This window comes from Burkholderia sp. BKH01, assembly GCF_025685725.1.
In the GTDB taxonomy this organism is placed as follows: Bacteria; Pseudomonadota; Gammaproteobacteria; order Burkholderiales; family Burkholderiaceae; genus Burkholderia; species Burkholderia pyrrocinia_C.
This window is the reverse complement of record NZ_JAOTQT010000007.1, coordinates 239036-257632: the sequence shown is the minus strand read 5'-3', so window position 1 is coordinate 257632 and position 18597 is coordinate 239036. Positions and strand designations below refer to the sequence as shown.

The window sequence follows — 18597 nt, the reverse complement described above, 5'->3', positions numbered from 1 at the left end:
TGCCGAACCTCTCTTTCGATCGACCGAACTTCACGATGAATCCGACCCGACGCCATTTCCTCGCCCAGGCGAGCGCCCTCGCCACGATCGCCGCGGCCCCGGCCGCGCTGCGCGCGCAATCGGGCGCACGGCCGCTGCTGCGCGCCGGCGACCAGAAAGGCGGGCTGCGCGCGCTGCTCGAAGCGGCCGGCGAACTGAACGGCCTCGCGTACGACATCGCGTGGACCGAGTTCCCGGCCGCCGCGCCGCTCGCCGAAGCGCTGAACGCGGCCGCCGTCGATTGCGGTCCGATCGGCGATGCGCCGGTGATCTTCGCGCTCGCGTCGGGCGCACGCATCAAGGTGATCGGCGCGAACCGTTCCGATCCGTACGGCACGGCCGTGCTCGTGCGGCCCGACGCGGCACTGAAAGGCGCGACCGACCTGAAGGGCAAGCGCATCGGCACCACGCGCGGCTCGATCGGCCATTTCGTCACGTTGAAAGCGCTCGACGCGGCCGGCCTGCCGCCCGATGCCGTGTCGTTCCGCTTCCTGCCGCCGGCCGACACGATGCTTGCGCTCGCAACCGGATCGATCGACGCATGGGCGACGTGGGAGCCCTACACGGCGCTCGCCGAAACGAGCGGCCGCGCGCGCGTGCTCGTCAACGGCCGCGGGCTATGGTCGGGCCTCAGCTACATCGCGGCGACCGACGCGGCGATCGCGTCGAAGCGCGATGTGCTGCACGATTTCCTGCGGCGCGTCGTACGCGCTCAGGCATGGTCGTACCGGCATGTCGACGCGTATTCCGCGGCGCTCGCGCGCATCATCGGCATTCCGCCGGCAGCCGCGAAGCTGCAGTTCGAGCGCCGCAACACGCGCTGGCTGCCGATCGATGCGACGGCGATCGCCGAACAGCAGCGTACGGCCGACTTCTATCTGAAGGCCGGGCTGCTGCGCCAGCCGCTCGACGTGCGCACGACCTTCGACGCGGGTTTCCCGCTCGCATGACCGGCCGCCCGGCGGTGCGCAACCGTCCGAACGGCTTCGGCACGATCTGGCACAATCGCGCTTCGACCATCCACGTCATTCGAAGCCAGCGCCATGCCAGCCATCAGCGAACTTTTCGTCTACCCGATCAAATCCTGCGCCGGCATCGCTCTGACGCGTGCGCAACTGCTCGAAACGGGCCTCGCATACGACCGCCACTGGCTGATCACCGATCCCGACGGGCAGATGATCACGCAGCGCACGCACCCTCGCCTCGCGCTGATCCGCACCGCACTCGACAGCGATGCACTCGTGCTGAACGCGCCGGGCATGCGCGAGATCCGCACGCCGCTCGACGGCGATGTGTCGCCCACCACGCCGAAAATGGCCGCGACCGTCTGGCGCGACACGGTCGACGCGGTCGACACGGGTGCCGAAACGGCCGCATGGCTCATCGAATTCCTCGGCATGCCCACCAGGCTCGCGCGCTTCGGGCCTGACGCGCGCCGCGGCTGCAACCGCAAATGGACGGGCGAGATCGATACGCACACGCAGTTCGCGGACGGCTATCCGCTGCTCGTGATCGGCCAGTCGTCGCTCGACGACCTGAACGCGCGGCTTGCCGCGAAAGGCGCACCGGCGATCCCGATGAACCGCTTCCGCCCGAACATCGTCGTGTCGGATCTCGATGCATACGAAGAGGATTTCGTCGAACACCTCGACACCGACGGCGCCACGCCGGTGCGGCTGCGCCTCGTGAAGCTGTGCACGCGCTGCCCGATGCCGACGATCGACCAGGTCACCGGCGCGCCCGACCCTGAATGGCCGCATGAGCCGACCGACACGATGCAGACCTATCGCGCGAATCCGAACTACGACGATGCGCTGACGTTCGGCATCAACGCGATCGTCGTCGAAGGCGCGGGCGCGTGGCTCGAAGTCGGGCAGTCGGTTGAAGCGGAGATCGGGTTCGGCGATTGAGGCGTGGTCACGGCACTGTATAGCCGTCGCATCGTCGCCCCGAACGCGAAGAGCGCCGCGACGCCGAGCATCGCGGCGCGGCCACGATGAATGCGCAGCGCGTGCCGCGCCGGCGCAGCGGAAAAGGATGCGGTAGTGGAATTCACGGAAATATCCTGACGGTCATCGGGTCTCGGCGCGCATAGCGCCGGCACGCTTGCCGACATGTCGGCTTCGGCTTCGGCTTCGGCTTCGGCTTCGCAGCCTACCTTGCCGCGGGGTCTTCGGCCTGCCTCACGCACGTCGTCACGCCGCGCCCGGCCCCTCCTCGTGCGCCGCCGGCAGCCGGATCGTCACGACCAGCCCGCCGCCCGCCGCATCGCCCAGCGTCACGCTGCCCTGGTGCACGCGTGCGATTTCCCGCACGATCGACAACCCGAGCCCGGTCCCTTCCACCGTCTGCGTCTTGCTGCCGCGATGGAAGCGCTCGAACACCGCGTCGCGCTCGTCCGCCGGAATGCCCGGCCCGTTGTCGATCACGTCGAGCCGCGCCTGTTCGCCATCGCGCGACACGCGCACCGTGATCACCGCGCGGTCGCCCGCATAGCGAATCGCGTTGTCAATCAGGTTGCCGATCATCTCGCCGAGCAGGTCGGACTGCCCGTGCACGCTGACGTCGGCCTCGTGCTCGAAGCCGAGATCGATGTCGCGCGCGCGTGCGACGGGCGACCAGTCGAGCGTCACGCTGCGCGCGAGCCGGTGCAGCGCGACCGGCTTGTGCGCGACCGCGTGGCCGCTGTCCGAATCGAGCCGCGACAGCGACAGCAGTTGCTGGACGATCTTCGCGGCCTGCCGCACCGCGCCGTTCGCGCGCCGCAAGTGCACGTCCGCGCGCGGCTGCTCGTCGGGCCGCAGCGCGAGCTCGACGCCGGCCTGCACGGCCGCGAGCGGTGTCTTCAGTTGATGGGCCGCATCGGCGAAGAAGCGGCGCCGCGCGACCTGCATCCGCTGCGTGCGGCCGATGTACTGGTTGATCGAATCGACGAGCGGCGCAAGCTCGCTCGGCATCGCGCCGGTGTCGAGCGGTGTCGGGTCGTCCTCGCTGCGCGCGGCGACCGTCGCCGACAGCCGGTTCAGCGGCCGCAGCCCGCGCCCGACGCCGAGCCACACGATCCCGAGCGCGAGCACGACGAGCAGCCCTTCCTGCAGCAGCGAACCCACCAGGATCTCGCGGGCGAGCGCCTGGCGCGCCTCGATCGTCTCGCCGACCATCACCCACACGATGCGCGACTGCGCGGTCGGCACGTCGTGCACCGGTATGCGCAGCGCGGCCATCCGCAACTGCTCGCCGCGATAGACGACGTCGTAGTAGCGCGTGACGAACAGCGCGCCGTCGCCCGCGTCGCGCCCCTGCGGCAGCGGCAAGTCCGGATAGCCGGTGATCGTGCGGCCGTTGTCCTCGCGGATCAGGTAGTAGATCTTGCCGCCGTCGCTCGATTCGAGCATTTCGAGCGCGAGATACGGCAGGTCGACCTCGATCTCGCCGTCATTGAGCCGCACGCCTTCGCGGATCGACTTCAGCGACGACGACAGCGTGCGGTCGAACGCGACGTGCGCGGCGCTCATTGCGCGCTGGTACGTGAGCCACGAGTCGAGCGCGAGCAGGCCGAGCAGTGGCAGCAGCAGCCACAGCGCAACCTGCGTGCGCAGGTTCGGGCGGGTCACCATGCCTCCCGCCGGGCCGCCCCAAGGGGCGTAGCGGGGAATTCGCGGAGCACCGCTCCGCGCCCGCGCAGCCGGCCGGCTTTGCAAAGCCGGCCGTGGGGGCCATGCGCCCCCTTGGGGGGCAGCGAACGCCAGTGAGCGTGGAGGTCGTAACTCATACCGCCTTCGCTTCGAGCAGATACCCGAGCCCGCGCAGCGTGACGATCGCGACGCCCGTGTTCTCGAGCTTCTTCCGCAGCCGGTACACGTAGATCTCGATCGCGTCGGCGTTGACCGACTCGTCGAGCCCGAAGATTTTCTCCGACAGCGTTTCCTTGTTGATCGCGCGGCCGTTGCGCAGAATCAGCACCTCGAGCACCGAGCGCTCGCGCGGCGTGAGCGACAGCGGTTCGCCCGCGAGGTGGAAGCTGCGGTCGATACTGTCATACGAAAGCGGCCCGCATTCGACCCGCGAATGCTCGTGGCCGAGGCTGCGCCGGATCAGCGCGCGGGCGCGCGCCTCCAGTTCGGTCAGTTCGAACGGCTTCGCGAGATAGTCGTCGGCGCCGAGATCGAGCCCCTTCACGCGGTCCTCGACCGACCCATGCGCGGTGAGAATCAGCACCGGCACCGGATTGCGCCGCGCGCGCAACCGCCGCAGCACCTCCAGCCCGTCGAGCTTCGGCAGCCCGAGATCGAGGATCACCAGCGCGTAATCCTGCGTGCGCAGCACGTGGTCCGCCGCCTCCCCATCCGCCATGTGATCGACCGCGAAGCGCGCGGCACTCAGCGCGTCGTTCAGCGACTGGGCCAGGTTCGGATTGTCTTCGACGAGCAGCACACGCATGGGGATTCCGGTAAGGTCAGCGACAGGCCGCTACATTACATGATCCTTTCCATGTCGACGTCTCGCGGAAACACCTGTTGCGCCGCCGGCGCAAGCCCGTATCACCCGGCCTGCCCGATCTGCGCTCACCGCTCGGCGGCCGGCAGGCTCTCCGTGGCAAAGTGCCGGCCGTCGGCGGCGCTCCGCTCGCGAAGGCCGACCACCACCACCAGGAACGCGACGCTCGAGCAGACGGTGACGAGAATCATCGGGCGGGCGGTGCCGTCCGACAGCCATGCCAGCACGCCGCCGCACGTGGCTGTGATCGCCATCTGGATAAAGAAAAAGAGCCCGGACGCCGTGCCGGCGATCTTCGTATACGGCTGCATCACCGCGAACTGGCAAGCCGGAATCGCGATCCCGACGGTAATCATCACGACGAACATCGGCACGACGAGGGCCGCGACCGCTGCGGGCGCGACGGCGCCGCCGCCCCACAGCACGGCGGCGCCGACCAGATTGACGCCTGCCGCCGCGACGATGACGGCATCGGCATTCCATCGGCCGCTGGTGCGCCTGAACACGCTCGAGCCGATCAGGTAGCCGAGCACGGTCAGGCCGAAGATCGCTGCATAAGCCGAGCCGGACACGCCCATTTGCCGCTGGAACAGCGTCGACGATTCCGCGATGAACGGAAAGTAGGTGCAGTAAACGAAACTGATCGCCAGCGAGTAACGCAGGAACCGGCGCTCGCGGAGCAGGCCCGCGTAGGTTCGCAGGAGCCCCGGACCCGGCTCGGGCCGCGTCTCGCTTTCGCGGGTCTCCGGCAAATAACGGAGCACCATCGCCGTCGCGACGAGCCCGCCCGCCGCCAGCCAGCCGAACACGCCGCGCCATCCGAGCCATTCGGCGATCGCGCTTCCGGCCAGCGGTGCGATCACCGGCGACAGCGCCATGCCGGCCGAGATGCGGCTGAGCATGGAGGCCTGCATGGCGGTCGGAAAGCGCTCGCGCACGATGACCCGCCCGATCACGGTTCCGCTGCAGCCGCCGAGCGCCTGGAAGATGCGTGCGGCGATGATCGCCGGGATGCTGGTCGACAGCGCGCAGGCAACGCTCGCGATCACGTAAAGGCACAGGCCGCCGAGGAGAACGGGACGGCGGCCGTACCGATCGGACAGCGGCCCCGACACCAGCATCGACAGCGCATAGCCGACCATGTATAGGGTCAGCGTGAGCTGCAGTTGGGCGTCGCTGCCATGCAACGCATCCGCCATCGCAGGCAGCGACGGCAGGTAGACATCAATCGTGACCCGCGGCAGGCACACGACGAGCATCAACAGGAACAACCAGCCCCGCTGGGGCAATGAACGCGTCTTCATGCGGTAAGTCCGTCTCCGGTCGGGTGGGTGCGGTCGACAGCAATTTAAGGGGGAAGTGATATAAGCTGAAGGGCCATTAAATAGAACACTGACTAGACCACTATGGCACGAGGCAAAGCCGCGATTCCGCTTGATCTGCCGTGCCCTTCCGGGCTGTCGACAGGAAGCCCGCAGTCGAAGCAGGCGTGCATTGCCGACGCGATTCGCGACGCGATCCTGAAGCGCCTGCTTCCCGGCGACGGCCCGCTGCCGTCCAGCCGGACCCTTGCCGCGCGCTGGGGCGTCGCGCGGGGAACCGTCGAAGCGGCGTACGACCTGCTGTGCTCCGAGGGCTACATCGCACGCACGCGCGGCTCCGGGTCGCGGGTCTGCGCGGTGGTGCCGGACAGCTATCTGCGCGCGGCCGCGCAGTCGCGCGACGGCAACCTCCATCGCCCCGACACGCCCCGCGCGCCGGCCGGCGCGACCGATGCGATCGCGCCGGAACATGGCGTGCGCCCCGGCGCGCCGTTCGTCGCGCGGCTCGCCGATCCCGACCTGATGCCGATGCAGCAATGGAAGAAGGCGCTCGGGGCAAGCCTGCTTGCCGCGACGGCGAACGACCTCGGGGCGACGCCTGCGCAAGGCGTCGAAAGCCTGCGCACCGAAATCGCCGCGTACCTGCGGGAATACCGCGGCATCCCGTGCGACGCCGGCGACATTTTCATCACGACCGGCATCCGGCATTCGATCGATCTCGTCGCGCGAACGCTGCTTACGCCCGGCTCGACGGTGCTGATGGAAGATCCCGGCTATGCGTCGGCCTGGCAGATTTTCACGATGGCCGGTGCGACCGTGATCGACGTGCCGGTTGATCGGGAAGGCATCGACACGTCGTCGCTGGATCGCCATCCCGGTGCGCGCGCGGCGTACGTGACGCCCGCCCATCAGGCGCCGCTCGGCGTCACGATGTCGGTGTCGCGCCGGCTCGAACTGCTCGACTGGGCGCAGCGCAACCGGGCATGGATCATCGAGGACGACTACGACGGTGAATTCAGCTACCAGGCCGCTCCGCTACCGGCGCTGAAATCGCTCGACGCATGCGATCGCGTGATCTACTGCGGCTCATTCAACAAGACGCTGTTCTCGGGGCTGCGCATCGGCTTCATGGTCGTGCCGGCGGAATTGCGGCCGATGCTGTCGGCCGTGTGGCATGCGACCGCGCGCTCCGTCGGCGTGGCACCCCAGCTCGCGCTGGCCCGCTTCATCGGACACGGCGACTTTGCGAAGCACCTGCGCGCCAGCCGCCACGCGTACCGGCAGCGGCGCGACATCGTGCTCGACCAGTTGGCGAAGCACGCCGGCGGGCAGTACACGGTGTCTGGCGAACACGCGGGATTTCATTTCGTGCTGTGGCTGCCGCCCGGGATGGACGACGCATCGTACGTCGCGCAGGCCCACGCGGCCGGCATCGCGTTGCAGACGATCCGCGGATTCTGCCGAAGCGCCGAGTGCGAAACGGGCGTCGTCGTCGGGTATTCGGCGCTGACGGCCGCGCACGCGCGGCATGGCGGCCGGATCCTCGGCAAGCTGCTGGCGCAACCCGCATAACCGTCATCGCCGCGTCCCGCGGCCACTCGCCTCCCTCCCCATCAAACCACCCTGCGCGCCGCGAATACCGCGGCCGCAGCCGTTTCGACCTCGGGAAATCCATGACACAAACGACACGATTGTGAACCGAAATGAAAGCAGGCTGAAAGTGCCTCGCAATTAACATCCGCGTCACTCGAACAACATCTATGGGTAACTGGAGGAAGACATGCCGTTTGCACCGAAGCACCTCGCCGCCGCGCTGGCGATCGTCCTGGGCACTGCCGCCGGCAGCGCCGTCGCGCAGGTTCCGGCCGGGTATCCGGGTAACTACCAGGGCGTGATCGACGCCGCGAAGAAGGAAGGCAAGCTGATCGTCTACTCGACGACCGACACGGGCCTCGTGCGTCCGCTGATCAAGGACTTCGAAAGCCTGTACGGCGTGAAGGTCGAGTACAACGACATGAACAGCACCGAGCTGTACAACCGCTACATCAGCGAGAACGCGGCGAGCAGCACCAGCGCCGACGTGCTGTGGAGTTCGGCGATGGACCTGCAGGTCAAGCTCGTCAACGACGGCCTGATGGCGTCCTACGATTCGCCCGAAAGCCCGAACGTGCCGCAATGGGCGCAATACCAGAAGCAGGCGTACGGCACGACCTTCGAGCCGCTCGCGATCGTCTACAACAAGCGCCTGATCCCCGAGAACGAAGTGCCGACGACGCGCGCCGACCTGATCAAGCTGCTCACCACGCAGGCCGACAAGTTCAAGGGCAAGGTCACGACCTACGACATCGAGAAATCGGGCGTCGGCTTCAACTATCTGACGCAGGACGCGCACGTGAACGAGAAGGTCACGTGGGAGCTCGTGAAGGCGATCGGCGCGACCGGCCCGAAGCTGCAGTCGAGCACGGGCGCGATGATGGAGCGGATCTCGTCGGGCGAGAACCTGATCGGCTACAACATCATCGGTTCGTATGCATACGCGAAGGCAAAGAAGGACAAGTCGATCGGCTATGTGTTTCCTAAGGACTACACGCAGGTCGTGAGCCGCCTCGCGACGATCTCGAAGAAGGCGAAGAACCCGAACGCCGCGAAGCTGTGGGTCGACTACCTGCTGTCGAAGCGCGGCCAGACGCTGATCGCGAACCAGGCGAACCTGTACGCGATTCGCGCGGACGTCACGGGCGAAACGTCGGCCGCGAGCCTGACGAAGGAGCTCGGCGATTCGCTGAAGCCGATCCAGATCGGCACCGGCCTGCTCGTCTATCTCGACCAGTCGAAGCGCCTGGCCTTCCTGAAGCAATGGCAGCAGGCGATCAAGCGCTGATCCGCTGACCGCCGGCCGCCCGCCACGCATCGCGCGGGCGGCCGCTTCCCCTCACCGACTTCCTAGAGGCGGCCATCCGGATGGCCGCAGGGGCGAACTCATGCTTTCAACCAGCACACGCTCAACGGCGCCGGCCGTTGCGCCCGCCACCGGCCAGCGCGACGCGATTCCCACGCTGCCGGTCAACAGCCTGCAGCCGCTCGCCGGCATGCTGCGCTGGATCGTCGTCGCGGTACTGACCGTCGCGGTCGCGCTGCCGCTCGGCTTCATCCTGTTCCAGAGCCTGCTGTCCGCGCCGTTCTTCGACGCGAACAAGACGCTCGGCATCGAAGGTTTCCGCTTCATCTTCAGCGATCCCGACTTCTGGTCGGCCGTGAAGAACTCGTTCATCATCGCCGGCGGGATGCTGTTCATCTCGATCCCGCTCGGCGGCATCCTCGCGTTCCTGATGGTGCGCACCGACCTGCCCGGCCGCCGCTGGCTCGAACCGCTGCTGCTCACGCCGGTGTTCGTGTCGCCGATGGTGCTCGCGTTCGGCTACGTGGTCGCGGCCGGCCCGGTCGGCTTCTACTCGGTGTGGTTCAAGGAACTGTTCGGGGTGCAAAACGTGCCCTGGAACGTGTATTCGATCTTCGCGATCACGGTGATCGTCGGCCTCACGCACGTGCCGCACGTGTATCTGTATTCGTCGGCCGCGCTGCGCAACCTCGGCTCGGACGTCGAGGAAGCCGCGCGCGTGACGGGCGCCCGCCCGTTCCGCGTCGCGCTCGACGTGAGCCTGCCGATGACGATGCCCGCGCTGCTGTTCGCCGGCGTGCTGGTGTTCTTCCTCGGCTTCGAGGTGTTCGGGCTGCCGCTCGTGCTCGGCGATCCGGAAGGCCATCTCGTACTCGCGACCTACCTGTACAAGCTGACCAACAAGCTCGGCGTGCCGTCGTATCACCTGATGGCCGCGGTCGCGGTGTGCATCGTCGCGATCACGTTCCCGCTCGTGCTGCTGCAGCGCCACCTGCTGAAAACCGCGAACCGCTTCGTCACCGTGAAAGGCAAGGCCGGCCGCGCGACGGTGCTGCCGCTCGGCGTATGGCGCTGGGTCGCGCTCGCGATCGTCGCGCTGTGGCTGATGCTGACCGTGATCGTGCCGATCTCGGGCATCGTGCTGCGCGCGTTCGTGACCAACTGGGGCGAAGGCGTCGCGCTCGCCGAAGTGCTGACGCTGTCGAACTTCATCGAGCTGTTCGAGCAGGACAACCTGGTGCGCGCGATCGTCAACACGCTCGGCATCGGCGTGATCGGCGGTGCGCTCGCGGTCGGCTTCTACTCGCTCGTTGCGTTCGCCGGCCACCGCCGCCCCGACTGGGCAACCAAGCTGCTCGACTATCTGGTGCTGCTGCCGCGCGCGGTGCCCGGCCTGCTCGCCGGTCTCGCGTTCCTGTGGATCTTCCTGTTCGTCCCCGGCCTGCGCGAGCTGAAGAACTCGATGTGGAGCATCTGGATCGCGTATACGGTCGTGTGGCTCGCATACGGGATGCGGCTCATCCAGAGTGCGCTGCTGCAGGTCGGCCCCGAGCTCGAGGAAGCCGGCCGCAGCGTCGGCGCGACGCGCAGCCGCGTGTCGCTCGACGTGACGCTGCCGCTCGTGCGCTTCGGCCTGCTCGCCGCGTGGCTGCTGATCTTCATGATCTTCGAGCGCGAATACTCGACGGCCGTCTACCTGCTGTCGCCCGGCACCGAAGTGATCGGCGCGCTGCTCGTGTCGCTGTGGGCGACCGGCGCCGTCGACCAGGTCGCCGCGCTTTCTGTCATCAACATCGCGATGGTCGGCGCCGGTCTCGGCGTGGCCCTGCGTTTCGGAGTGAAACTTCATGGATAAGCTCATCGTCGACGACCTGCATCTCAGCTACGGCGCCAATCCGATCCTCAAGGGCGTGTCGTTCGAACTGAAGGCCGGCGAAGTCGTGTGCCTGCTCGGCGCGTCGGGCAGCGGCAAGACCACGCTGCTGCGTGCGGTGGCCGGCCTCGAACAGCCGTCCGACGGCCGCATCCAGCTCGACGACCGCGTGTTCTTCGACGGCGCGAAGCGCGTCGACCTGCCCGTCGAGCAGCGCTCGCTCGGCCTCGTGTTCCAGTCGTATGCGCTGTGGCCGCACCGCACCGTCGCGGAGAACGTCGGTTACGGGCTGAAGCTGCGCCGCGTCGCACCCGCCGAACAGAAGCGCCGCGTGCAGACCGCGCTCGACCAGCTCGGCCTCGGCCATCTCGCGGAACGCTTTCCGCATCAGTTGTCGGGCGGCCAGCAGCAGCGCGTCGCGATCGCGCGCGCGCTCGTCTACAACCCGCCGGTGATCCTGCTCGACGAGCCGCTGTCGAACCTCGACGCGAAGCTGCGCGAGGAAGCGCGCGCGTGGCTGCGCGAGCTGATCGTGTCGCTCGGGCTGTCGGCACTGTGCGTGACGCACGACCAGACCGAGGCGATGGCGATGTCCGACCGCATCCTGCTGCTGCGCAACGGCCGCATCGAGCAGGAAGGCACGCCGGCCGAGCTGTACGGCGCGCCACGTTCGCTGTACACGGCCGAGTTCATGGGCAGCAACAACCGGATCGACGCGCGCGTCGCCGCGATCGACGGTGAATGCGTGACGCTCGCCGGCGACGGCTGGGAGCTGCGCGCGCTCGCGCGCGACACGTTCGCGCCCGGCCAGGACGCGCAGGCCGTGATCCGACTCGAGCGCGTGCAGGTTACCGACGGCCCCGGCGCGAACCGGCTTCAGGCCGACCTCGTCACGTCGATGTATCTCGGCGACCGCTGGGAATACCTGTTCCATTGCGGCGACATGCGCCTGCGCGCGTTTGGCCACGCGCCGCGCGCGGCCGGCAAGCACTGGCTCGAATTCCCGACCAACGACTGCTGGGCGTTCGCGAAAGCGGGCTGACCCGATCGCGGCGGCCCGCGCGCCGCCGTACCTGCATGCCGCACGCATCGCGCCATGCGACGACTTGCAGGTACGGCGAACGTCTTGCGGCGCCCGCCACGGCTCGTTGCGCGCAGCACCTGTTTCACCCAACCCACAAGAACCAAGGAGACACCGTCAATGAAGTCACGCGCAGAACGTTCCATTCGCACAGTAGTCCTTACGGGCTCGGCCGCCGCGGCCTGCATCGCCGCGCCCGCCGCGCACGCGCAGTCGTCGGTCACGATGTACGGGATCATGGATGCCGGCATCGAATATACGAACCACGCGGCGCCACAGGGCGGCAACTCGTTCAAGCTCAAGTCCGGCAACAAGAACACGTCGCGCTGGGGCTTGCGCGGCGTCGAGGATCTCGGCGGCGGGCTGAAGGCGATCTTCCGACTCGAAAGCGGGATCGATCTCGCGAACGGCGCCTTCGACGACGGCCCCGACTCGATCTTCGCGCGCCGCGCGACGGTCGGCCTGAAAGGCAAATGGGGCGAGCTGTCGCTCGGCCGCAACTTCACCGTCACCTACGACTACATGCTGCCGTTCGACCCGATGGGTTACGCGCAGAACTATTCGTGGGCGACCTCGTCGATGGCGACCGGCGGCCGCAAGGACGGCCTGTTCACGCGCTCGTCGAACGCGGTGCGCTACGACGGCGAATTCAGCGGCTTCAAGTTCGGCGCGCTGTACGGCTTCGGCAACGTGCCGGGCAGCGTGAAAACCAGCTCGAAATACGATTTCGCTCTCGGCTACGAGACGGGCCCGTTCGCGGCGGTGGTCACGTTCGACCGGCAGAACGGCGCGGCCGACAGCGTCACGCCGGCCGATACGGTCAACTACATCCAGGGCATCCACGCGGGCCTGAGCTACGACTTCGGCAACCTGAAGACGATGGCCGGTTATCGCAATTACAAACGCACGTTCCGCACGACGGCGGCGAACCAGTTGAGCGACATGGTCTGGATCGGCGGGTCGTACCAGTTCACGCCGACGTTCTCGCTGATCGCGGCCGTCTATCACCAGAACATCAAGGGCGGCACCGACGCCGATCCGACGCTCGTGTCGCTGCGTGCACAGTACGCGCTGTCCAAGCGCACGGTGCTGTACGCAGCCGGCGCGTTCGCGATCGCTAAGCACGACCAGAAGGTCGGCGTGTCACGCGATTTCGCGGGATACGGCACGACGCAGGTCGGTGTCACGGCGGGGATTCAGCAGCGGTTCTGAGCCTGACGCGGCGGGTGGCGACGGGTGAGCTTCACCCGCGGCCGCCCTACTTTCCCCGCATGCGCGGCGGCATCAGGCGGTTCCGAGCCTGATGCAGCGGGTGGCGACGGGTGTGTTACGCCCGCGACCGCCTTGCTTTCCCCGCATGCGCGGCGGCATCACGACGGATAGCCGGTTGTCGCCGCACAGCTCGTTCATCGCGCCGAGCCGGCCCCGCTGCGGTTCGGTCGCCGTTCACTCGCCGCGCATCATGAACACCGTGCGCACGAGACTGTCCGTATCGCCCCAGTGTTCGCCGACAGCCGACAGCGGCACGGTGCGCGTCTCGATCGTCAGCCGCGCCGGGCCGGCCGCGTCGAACACGCCGCGCACCGAAGCCAGCAAACGCGGCAGCGACACGCTGCCGAGGCCGCTGCCCATCAATTCGATTGCGGTTGCGCGCAGCACCGCGCCTGGCAACAGCACGTCCGCGCCGCCGAGCGAGCCGATCTGCACGAAACGCAGCCGGCGGCCATCGGGCGCCGCCTTCGCCGCGGCAACCAGCAGCGTCTGCGCGCTGGCACCCCACAGATAGTCGAGCACGACGTCCACGCCCGCGCGCAAATGCGGTTCGAGCGCACGCGCCAGATGCGCGTCGTCCTGCTGCAGCGACACGACGGCGTCCGCGCCGGCGTTCAGCAAAGCGTCCAGCGCGACCGCGTTGCGGCCTGTCGCGATCACCTTCGCGGCGCCGAGATGCTTCGCGACCCGCACCGCCAGCCGGCCCGACGTGCCCGTTGCGCCGTTGACCAGCACCGTCTCGCCCGCGACGAGCCGCGCACGTTCGGTCAGCGCGGCCCACGACGACATCCCGGGAATCGCGATCGCCGCGGCCGTGACGTCGTCGAGCCCGTCCGGCAGCGGCACGCACTGCGTGTCCGGCACGATCGTGCGTTCAGCCATCGCGCCGAACGGCGCGGGGGCACCGAAGAAATAGACGCGCTGCCCGTCGTCGCGACGGCCCACGCCGTCGACGCCGACGACGAACGGATAACGTCCATCCGACGAGTAATGCGTGCCGGACGCGCGCCCCTGCGCGATCCGGCTCAGCGCGGACGCCGCCACGTCGATCAGACGGTGGCCCGGCATCGCGCGCGGTGGTTCGAATTCCATATGGACGGGACGCTCGCCGGCGCCCTTCACGACTGCGGCTTTCATGGTGGCTCCTTGAATCGGGGATCTCGATCGACGATTGCGGCGGACGTCAGCGTGCGTCGAGCCACGCGCGCAGCGCGGGATCGCGCACTTCCATCACGTCGAACAGGCCGATCGCGCGCAGCGCGGGCAACGCGTCGATCGTGTCGGTTTCCGCACGTGCCCGGTCGGCGGGCGTGGCGTCGGGATCGGTCAGCACGCGCGCATTGACCAGAAACGCGCCGATGGTGCCCTTGCGGATCGTCGTTCCGCCGGCATCGATCCGGTCGGCATGGTCGGGAAGCATTTGTTCGGCTCGCATCGCGTCGCACTCCAGTTGTTATCGATGGACGCAGTGTAGGCGTGCGAAGCCGGCCGATCTCCGGTATAACAGCCATTCGATACCGTTATCCGGCCATGTCCGATCCGCTCCTGCCCGCCCGATTCGTCACGTCCGACGACGGCCCGTTCGTCGTCGCCGCCGTTCTTTCGCAACGCGACCCGCGCGTGACCGCGCCGCACGCGCATGCGCGCGGCCAGCTCGTCGGTGCGCTGAGCGGGCTGCTGACGATCGGTCTCGACGACCAGGAGTGGGTCGTGCCGGCGATCCACGCGATCTGGATTCCGCCGCATTGCCGGCATTCGCTGCGCTCGTTCGGGCCGATTTCCGGCTGGTCGGCGTTCGTCGCCGAAGCGCGCTGCGCGGCACTGCCGGATGCGCCTCGCGCGATCCGTGCGTCGCCGCTGCTGCGGGAAGCCGTGCAGCGCGCGGCAAGCTGGGGCGATTCGGAACTCGATGCCGCGCAGACGCGGATCGCCGACGTGATCCTCGATGAAATCGCTGCTTCGGAAGTCGAATCGCTGGGGCTGGTACGGCCGCAGGACCCGCGGCTCATCAGGATCACCGACGCACTCGCCACGAACCTCGCGGACAACCGGCGGCTGGAGGAATGGGCCGAATGGGCCGGCATCAGCGCACGGACGATGAGCCGCCGTTTCGTCGCCGAGACAGGGCTGACGTTTGCCCAGTGGCGTCAGCAGGCAAGGCTGCTGCGAGCGCTGGAGAAAATCGCCGACGGCGTGCCGGTGACGACGATCGCACTCGATCTCGGGTACGACAACGTGAGCGCGTTCATCGACATGTTCCGGCGCGCGCTGGGGACGACGCCGGGGCGGTATATGGAAGCGGGAATATCAGAAGTCAGGATAACTGGAAGTCAGTCGTAACCCATCCCCAACGCTTGCGCCTGCTCACTCAATTCCGCCATCACATCCACGATCGCTGGATCGCATTTTTCTCCGCAACGTAGCAGGCCAATGGCGCGGATACGCCGACGAACCGCCGCATCGCGATACGGAATCGCATTCAATTCAAGCGAGGACATTCGGTCCCGTTGCGAAACCTTGTGCCGATTCTCCGATTCGTCAGGCAGTGCCTCTGCGTTGCTGGGCTTGTCTGCCACAGACTCGCGCTCAATACGTCGTGTCACGATTCCTTTCCGTCGGCCGGGATACCGCCTTGAACTGCGCCGCGAGCCGCTCCGCGCTTCTCGCCAGCAGCGTCGTATCGACACCGACCGCGACGAACAGCGCACCCGCTTCCAGATAACGCCGCGCCGCCGCTTCATCCGCACTCAGAATACCGGGCGCCTTGCCGGCCGCCTTGATCGTCCGGATCGCGCCGTCGATCGCGGCCTGCACGTCCGGGTGCCCCGGATTGCCGAGATGCCCGAGATCGGCCGCCAGATCGGCCGGCCCGATGAACACGCCGTCGACGCCTTCGACCCGCGCAATCGCGTCGATCGCATCGAGCCCCGCGCGCGTCTCGACCTGCACGAGCACGGCCATCTCGTCGTTCGCGCGGTGCAGGTAGTCGCCGACGCGACTCCATCGCGATGCACGCGCCAGCGCGCTGCCGACGCCGCGAATCCCGTGCGGCGGGTAACGCGTCGCGGCAACGGCCGCGCGCGCTTCGTCGGCGCTTTGCACCATCGGCACCAGCAGCGTCTGCGCGCCGAGATCGAGCACCTGCTTGACGATCACCGGATCGTTCCACGGCACGCGCACGACCGGATGCGACGGATACGGCGCGATCGCCTGCAGTTGCGCGAGGATCGTCGGCACCGTGTTCGGCGCATGCTCGCCGTCGATCAGCAGCCAGTCGAAACCGGCGCCCGCGACAACTTCGGCGCTGTACGGGTTCGCGAGGCCGAGCCACAGCCCGACCTGCGCATCGCCGCGTGCGAGCGCGGCCTTGAAGACATTCGAAGGAATCCGCATCGCCCGCTCACTCGAAGTAGCACTGGATCGTCCCGAGCGGGCCGTAGTCGACGCTGAACGTGTCGCCCGGCCGCGCCGCGCACGGCCGCGTGAACGAGCCGCCGAGCACGATCTGCCCGGGCTCCAGCGCGACGTCGAAGCGCGACAGACGATTCGCGAGCCACGCGACGCCGTTCGCCGGATGGTTCAGCACGCCGGCCGCAACGCCCGTTTCCTCGACCACGCCGTTGCGCGACATGATCGCCGCGACCCAGCGCAGGTCGACATCCTGCGGCCGCACCGGCCGCCCGCCGATCACGACGCCCGCGTTCGCCGCGTTGTCGGCGATCGTGTCGAACACCTTGCGCGGCCGTTTCGTATCGGGGTCGATCGACTGGCTGCGCGCATCGATGATCTCGAGCGCGGGCACCACGTAATCGACCGCGTCGTACACGTCGAAGATCGTGCAGTTCGGGCCCGAAAGCCGCTTGCCGAGCACGAACGCAAGCTCGACCTCGACGCGCGGCACGATGAAGCGGCCGGTCGGGATCGTGCCGCCGTCCGCGAAGAACATGTCGTCGAGCAGCGCGCCGTAGTCGGGTTCGTCGATCTGCGACGTGTTCTGCATCGCCTTCGACGTGAGGCCGATCTTGTGTCCCTTCAGCGTGCGGCCTTCCGCGAGCTTGAGGGTCACCCACGCGCGCTGGATCGCGTATGCGTCGTCGATCGTGATGTCTGGATGGTCGAGCGAGATCTGGCGGATCTGCTTGCGCTCGCGCTCGGCGTCGTGCAGACGTTGCGCGAGCTGGTCGATGATGGCGGGTTCGAGCATGGTCGGATCGGGATCGGGAATGGGGTCAGCCGGCCCGCTTGTAGCGGGCGTGGATGTTGTTGTGCTTGTACGAGCCGCTTTCGCTGAACTCGGTCAGTTCCATCGACAGCGCGAGATAGCGTTTCGCGTACAGCTCGGCGAAATGGGCCTTGATCGCGTCGAACAGCGCATCGCACGCGGCCTTCTTCGTGTCGTCGCTGCGGCCCGAGCCGATCTTCAGCGTCACGTGGACGAACGCGTCGTCCTCCGTGCCGTCGGCGACGCAGTAGTCCTGCAGCTCGATCGCGCGCGAGCGGATGCCGCCGGTCGGGAACACGCCGCCCTGCGCGATCAGTGTTGCATTGATCGTGCGCAGCAGCGCGGGAATGCGCGCGTCGTCGCGGATGTTCGCGGTGTATTCGACGACGATATGGGGCATGGCCAATCTCCTGTCGACCCGAGTCGGCGCTTTGGCGCTTATGTCGGATCAAGTTGGTGCTTCAGCACTTACTTTCGGACTCCAGGCTTTTCAGTCGGATGTCGGATGCGGGGCGACAACGTTCACGGCAGCGGAAAGATCGCGTTGATCTGCCCCGTGCCCGAACTCGCGAAATAGTCGGTGACGATCTCGACAGGCTTGTCGTAACGATCCCATCCGAGCAGGCCGAGCAGCATCGCCGTGTCGTGCATGCCGCCTTCGCCGTGGCAATGCGTGTTGTACTCGGGCAGCATCGCGCAGAACGTCTTGAAATCGCCCTGCTTCCACAGCTCGACCACGCGCAGGTCGACCTGCCGGAAGAATTCGCGGCTGATCTGGTGGATCGATTCCTCGGGGCTGCCGTTGTCGTTGAAGCGGTGCGACAGCGAACCGCTCGCGAGGAACGCGACGTTCGAATCGCTCTTCTCGATCGCTTCGAGCAGCGCCTCGCCGAAACGCCGGCTTTCGTCGAGCGTGTGCCACATGCACCAGCCGGCGATCGACACGACCTTGAAGTGCTGGTCGCCGTTCATGTAGCGCATCGGCACGAGCGTGCCGTATTCGAGCTCGAGGCTGTCGATCTCGTGTGCACGCGTCGCGATCCCGCGTGCGCTGGCCGTCTCGGCGATCAGCCGGCCGAGCGCCGGGTTGCCCGGATACGCGTACTGCATGTCGCGGATGAAATGCGGCAGCTCGTTGCTGGTGTACGTACCGGCGAACCGCGCATTGCAGTTCACGTGATAACCCGCGTTGACGAGCCAGTGCACGTCCGACACGACGATCGTGTCGACGCCGAGCGCGCGGCAGCGCTCGCCGATCAGCTGATGGCCGCGGATCGCCGCTGCGCGGCAGCCGTGATGCTTGCCGGGCATTTCCGACAGGTACATCGATGGCACGTGCGTGATTTTCGCGGCGAGGGACAGTTTGCCCATCGTTCAAGTCTCCATATCGTT

The 18597-nt window shown here is 67.5% G+C and carries 18 protein-coding genes; 8 read left to right on the top strand and 10 right to left on the bottom strand.

All coding sequences use genetic code 11. From position 1 onward, the window contains the following. Positions 1-35 precede the first annotated feature (35 nt). Both OEJ37_RS14385 and OEJ37_RS14380 read left to right on the top strand, forming a co-directional pair. Positions 36-989 (top strand): ABC transporter substrate-binding protein, encoded by a 954-nt coding sequence (locus OEJ37_RS14385; protein ID WP_175917898.1) that lies wholly within the window; start codon positions 36-38, stop codon positions 987-989. Between the two features lie 93 nt (positions 990-1082). Further along, complete coding sequence (locus tag OEJ37_RS14380) at positions 1083-1949, top strand: MOSC domain-containing protein (protein WP_263344622.1); 867 nt, start codon at positions 1083-1085, stop codon at positions 1947-1949. 285 nt (positions 1950-2234) lie between these two features. Here OEJ37_RS14380 and OEJ37_RS14375 read toward each other — a convergent pair whose 3' ends face one another. The 3 genes from OEJ37_RS14375 to OEJ37_RS14365 form a co-directional block, all read right to left on the bottom strand. Continuing rightward, positions 2235-3656: a sensor histidine kinase gene (locus tag OEJ37_RS14375; RefSeq protein WP_263344621.1), complete on the bottom strand. Its 1422-nt coding sequence runs from the start codon at positions 3654-3656 to the stop codon at positions 2235-2237. 151 nt (positions 3657-3807) lie between these two features. After that, positions 3808-4479: a response regulator gene (locus tag OEJ37_RS14370; RefSeq protein WP_047903423.1), complete on the bottom strand. Its 672-nt coding sequence runs from the start codon at positions 4477-4479 to the stop codon at positions 3808-3810. 125 nt (positions 4480-4604) lie between these two features. Further along, positions 4605-5840: a multidrug effflux MFS transporter gene (locus tag OEJ37_RS14365; RefSeq protein WP_174417831.1), complete on the bottom strand. Its 1236-nt coding sequence runs from the start codon at positions 5838-5840 to the stop codon at positions 4605-4607. Between the two features lie 102 nt (positions 5841-5942). Between OEJ37_RS14365 and OEJ37_RS14360 the strand changes: the two genes are divergently transcribed. The 5 genes from OEJ37_RS14360 to OEJ37_RS14340 all read left to right on the top strand — a co-directional run bounded on the left by OEJ37_RS14360 (position 5943) and on the right by OEJ37_RS14340 (position 12923). Next, a complete protein-coding gene (locus tag OEJ37_RS14360) occupies positions 5943-7430 on the top strand; it encodes a PLP-dependent aminotransferase family protein (protein ID WP_263344620.1) in 1488 nt (495 codons plus the stop codon). A gap of 208 nt (positions 7431-7638) precedes the next feature. Next, positions 7639-8739, top strand: a complete 1101-nt coding sequence (locus tag OEJ37_RS14355) for an ABC transporter substrate-binding protein (protein ID WP_174417833.1) — start codon at positions 7639-7641, stop codon at positions 8737-8739. Between the two features lie 100 nt (positions 8740-8839). Continuing rightward, positions 8840-10612, top strand: coding sequence for an ABC transporter permease (locus tag OEJ37_RS14350; protein WP_263344619.1), 1773 nt, complete (start codon positions 8840-8842; stop codon positions 10610-10612). Further along, a complete protein-coding gene (locus tag OEJ37_RS14345) occupies positions 10605-11672 on the top strand; it encodes an ABC transporter ATP-binding protein (protein WP_263344618.1) in 1068 nt (355 codons plus the stop codon). Before OEJ37_RS14350 ends, OEJ37_RS14345 begins: the two co-directional genes overlap by 8 nt. Before the next feature lie 159 nt (positions 11673-11831). Further along, positions 11832-12923 (top strand): porin, encoded by a 1092-nt coding sequence (locus OEJ37_RS14340; RefSeq protein WP_175917892.1) that lies wholly within the window; start codon positions 11832-11834, stop codon positions 12921-12923. Between the two features lie 234 nt (positions 12924-13157). Here OEJ37_RS14340 and OEJ37_RS14335 read toward each other — a convergent pair whose 3' ends face one another. Both OEJ37_RS14335 and OEJ37_RS14330 read right to left on the bottom strand, forming a co-directional pair. Further along, a complete protein-coding gene (locus tag OEJ37_RS14335) occupies positions 13158-14120 on the bottom strand; it encodes a zinc-binding alcohol dehydrogenase family protein (RefSeq protein ID WP_263344617.1) in 963 nt (320 codons plus the stop codon). Between the two features lie 46 nt (positions 14121-14166). Beyond that, on the bottom strand, positions 14167-14418 hold the full coding sequence (locus OEJ37_RS14330) for a hypothetical protein (protein ID WP_152857780.1): 252 nt from the start codon (positions 14416-14418) through the stop codon (positions 14167-14169). A gap of 95 nt (positions 14419-14513) precedes the next feature. Here OEJ37_RS14330 and OEJ37_RS14325 point away from each other — a divergent pair, with 95 nt between their 5' ends. Further along, positions 14514-15323, top strand: coding sequence for an AraC family transcriptional regulator (locus tag OEJ37_RS14325; protein WP_174417839.1), 810 nt, complete (start codon positions 14514-14516; stop codon positions 15321-15323). On the opposite strand, the gene OEJ37_RS14320 is transcribed toward OEJ37_RS14325, so the two are convergent. The 5 genes from OEJ37_RS14320 to hpaD all read right to left on the bottom strand — a co-directional run bounded on the left by OEJ37_RS14320 (position 15314) and on the right by hpaD (position 18576). Beyond that, complete coding sequence (locus OEJ37_RS14320) at positions 15314-15586, bottom strand: hypothetical protein (protein WP_263344616.1); 273 nt, start codon at positions 15584-15586, stop codon at positions 15314-15316. The genes OEJ37_RS14325 and OEJ37_RS14320 overlap by 10 nt on opposite strands. Then, positions 15570-16376: a 4-hydroxy-2-oxoheptanedioate aldolase gene (gene hpaI, locus OEJ37_RS14315; RefSeq protein ID WP_263344615.1), complete on the bottom strand. Its 807-nt coding sequence runs from the start codon at positions 16374-16376 to the stop codon at positions 15570-15572. The genes OEJ37_RS14320 and hpaI overlap by 17 nt, the downstream gene beginning before the upstream one ends. A 7-nt stretch (positions 16377-16383) precedes the next feature. Next, the gene (gene hpaH / locus OEJ37_RS14310) at positions 16384-17187 is read right to left on the bottom strand and encodes a 2-oxo-hept-4-ene-1,7-dioate hydratase (RefSeq protein ID WP_174417842.1); all 804 of its coding nucleotides are present in this window, start codon (positions 17185-17187) and stop codon (positions 16384-16386) included. Positions 17188-17212: 25 nt separating this feature from the next. Further along, positions 17213-17605 (bottom strand): 5-carboxymethyl-2-hydroxymuconate Delta-isomerase, encoded by a 393-nt coding sequence (locus tag OEJ37_RS14305; protein WP_034179677.1) that lies wholly within the window; start codon positions 17603-17605, stop codon positions 17213-17215. A gap of 122 nt (positions 17606-17727) precedes the next feature. Further along, entirely contained in the window at positions 17728-18576 is an 849-nt protein-coding gene (gene hpaD / locus OEJ37_RS14300) for a 3,4-dihydroxyphenylacetate 2,3-dioxygenase (RefSeq protein WP_263344614.1), read from the bottom strand. Positions 18577-18597 lie beyond the last annotated feature (21 nt).

Excerpts from the sequence above, each read along its gene's own strand:
- OEJ37_RS14385 (WP_175917898.1), top strand. The coding sequence starts at position 36 with ATGAATCCGACCCGACGCCATTTCCTCGCCCAGGCGAGCGCCCTCGCC.
- OEJ37_RS14380 (WP_263344622.1), top strand. The coding sequence starts at position 1,083 with ATGCCAGCCATCAGCGAACTTTTCGTCTACCCGATCAAATCCTGCGCC.
- OEJ37_RS14375 (WP_263344621.1), bottom strand. The coding sequence starts at position 3,656 with ATGGTGACCCGCCCGAACCTGCGCACGCAGGTTGCGCTGTGGCTGCTG.
- OEJ37_RS14370 (WP_047903423.1), bottom strand. The coding sequence starts at position 4,479 with ATGCGTGTGCTGCTCGTCGAAGACAATCCGAACCTGGCCCAGTCGCTG.
- OEJ37_RS14365 (WP_174417831.1), bottom strand. The coding sequence starts at position 5,840 with ATGAAGACGCGTTCATTGCCCCAGCGGGGCTGGTTGTTCCTGTTGATG.
- OEJ37_RS14360 (WP_263344620.1), top strand. The coding sequence starts at position 5,943 with ATGGCACGAGGCAAAGCCGCGATTCCGCTTGATCTGCCGTGCCCTTCC.
- OEJ37_RS14355 (WP_174417833.1), top strand. The coding sequence starts at position 7,639 with ATGCCGTTTGCACCGAAGCACCTCGCCGCCGCGCTGGCGATCGTCCTG.
- OEJ37_RS14350 (WP_263344619.1), top strand. The coding sequence starts at position 8,840 with ATGCTTTCAACCAGCACACGCTCAACGGCGCCGGCCGTTGCGCCCGCC.
- OEJ37_RS14345 (WP_263344618.1), top strand. The coding sequence starts at position 10,605 with ATGGATAAGCTCATCGTCGACGACCTGCATCTCAGCTACGGCGCCAAT.
- OEJ37_RS14340 (WP_175917892.1), top strand. The coding sequence starts at position 11,832 with ATGAAGTCACGCGCAGAACGTTCCATTCGCACAGTAGTCCTTACGGGC.
- OEJ37_RS14335 (WP_263344617.1), bottom strand. The coding sequence starts at position 14,120 with ATGAAAGCCGCAGTCGTGAAGGGCGCCGGCGAGCGTCCCGTCCATATG.
- OEJ37_RS14330 (WP_152857780.1), bottom strand. The coding sequence starts at position 14,418 with ATGCGAGCCGAACAAATGCTTCCCGACCATGCCGACCGGATCGATGCC.
- OEJ37_RS14325 (WP_174417839.1), top strand. The coding sequence starts at position 14,514 with ATGTCCGATCCGCTCCTGCCCGCCCGATTCGTCACGTCCGACGACGGC.
- hpaI (WP_263344615.1), bottom strand. The coding sequence starts at position 16,376 with ATGCGGATTCCTTCGAATGTCTTCAAGGCCGCGCTCGCACGCGGCGAT.
- hpaH (WP_174417842.1), bottom strand. The coding sequence starts at position 17,187 with ATGCTCGAACCCGCCATCATCGACCAGCTCGCGCAACGTCTGCACGAC.
- OEJ37_RS14305 (WP_034179677.1), bottom strand. The coding sequence starts at position 17,605 with ATGCCCCATATCGTCGTCGAATACACCGCGAACATCCGCGACGACGCG.
- hpaD (WP_263344614.1), bottom strand. The coding sequence starts at position 18,576 with ATGGGCAAACTGTCCCTCGCCGCGAAAATCACGCACGTGCCATCGATG.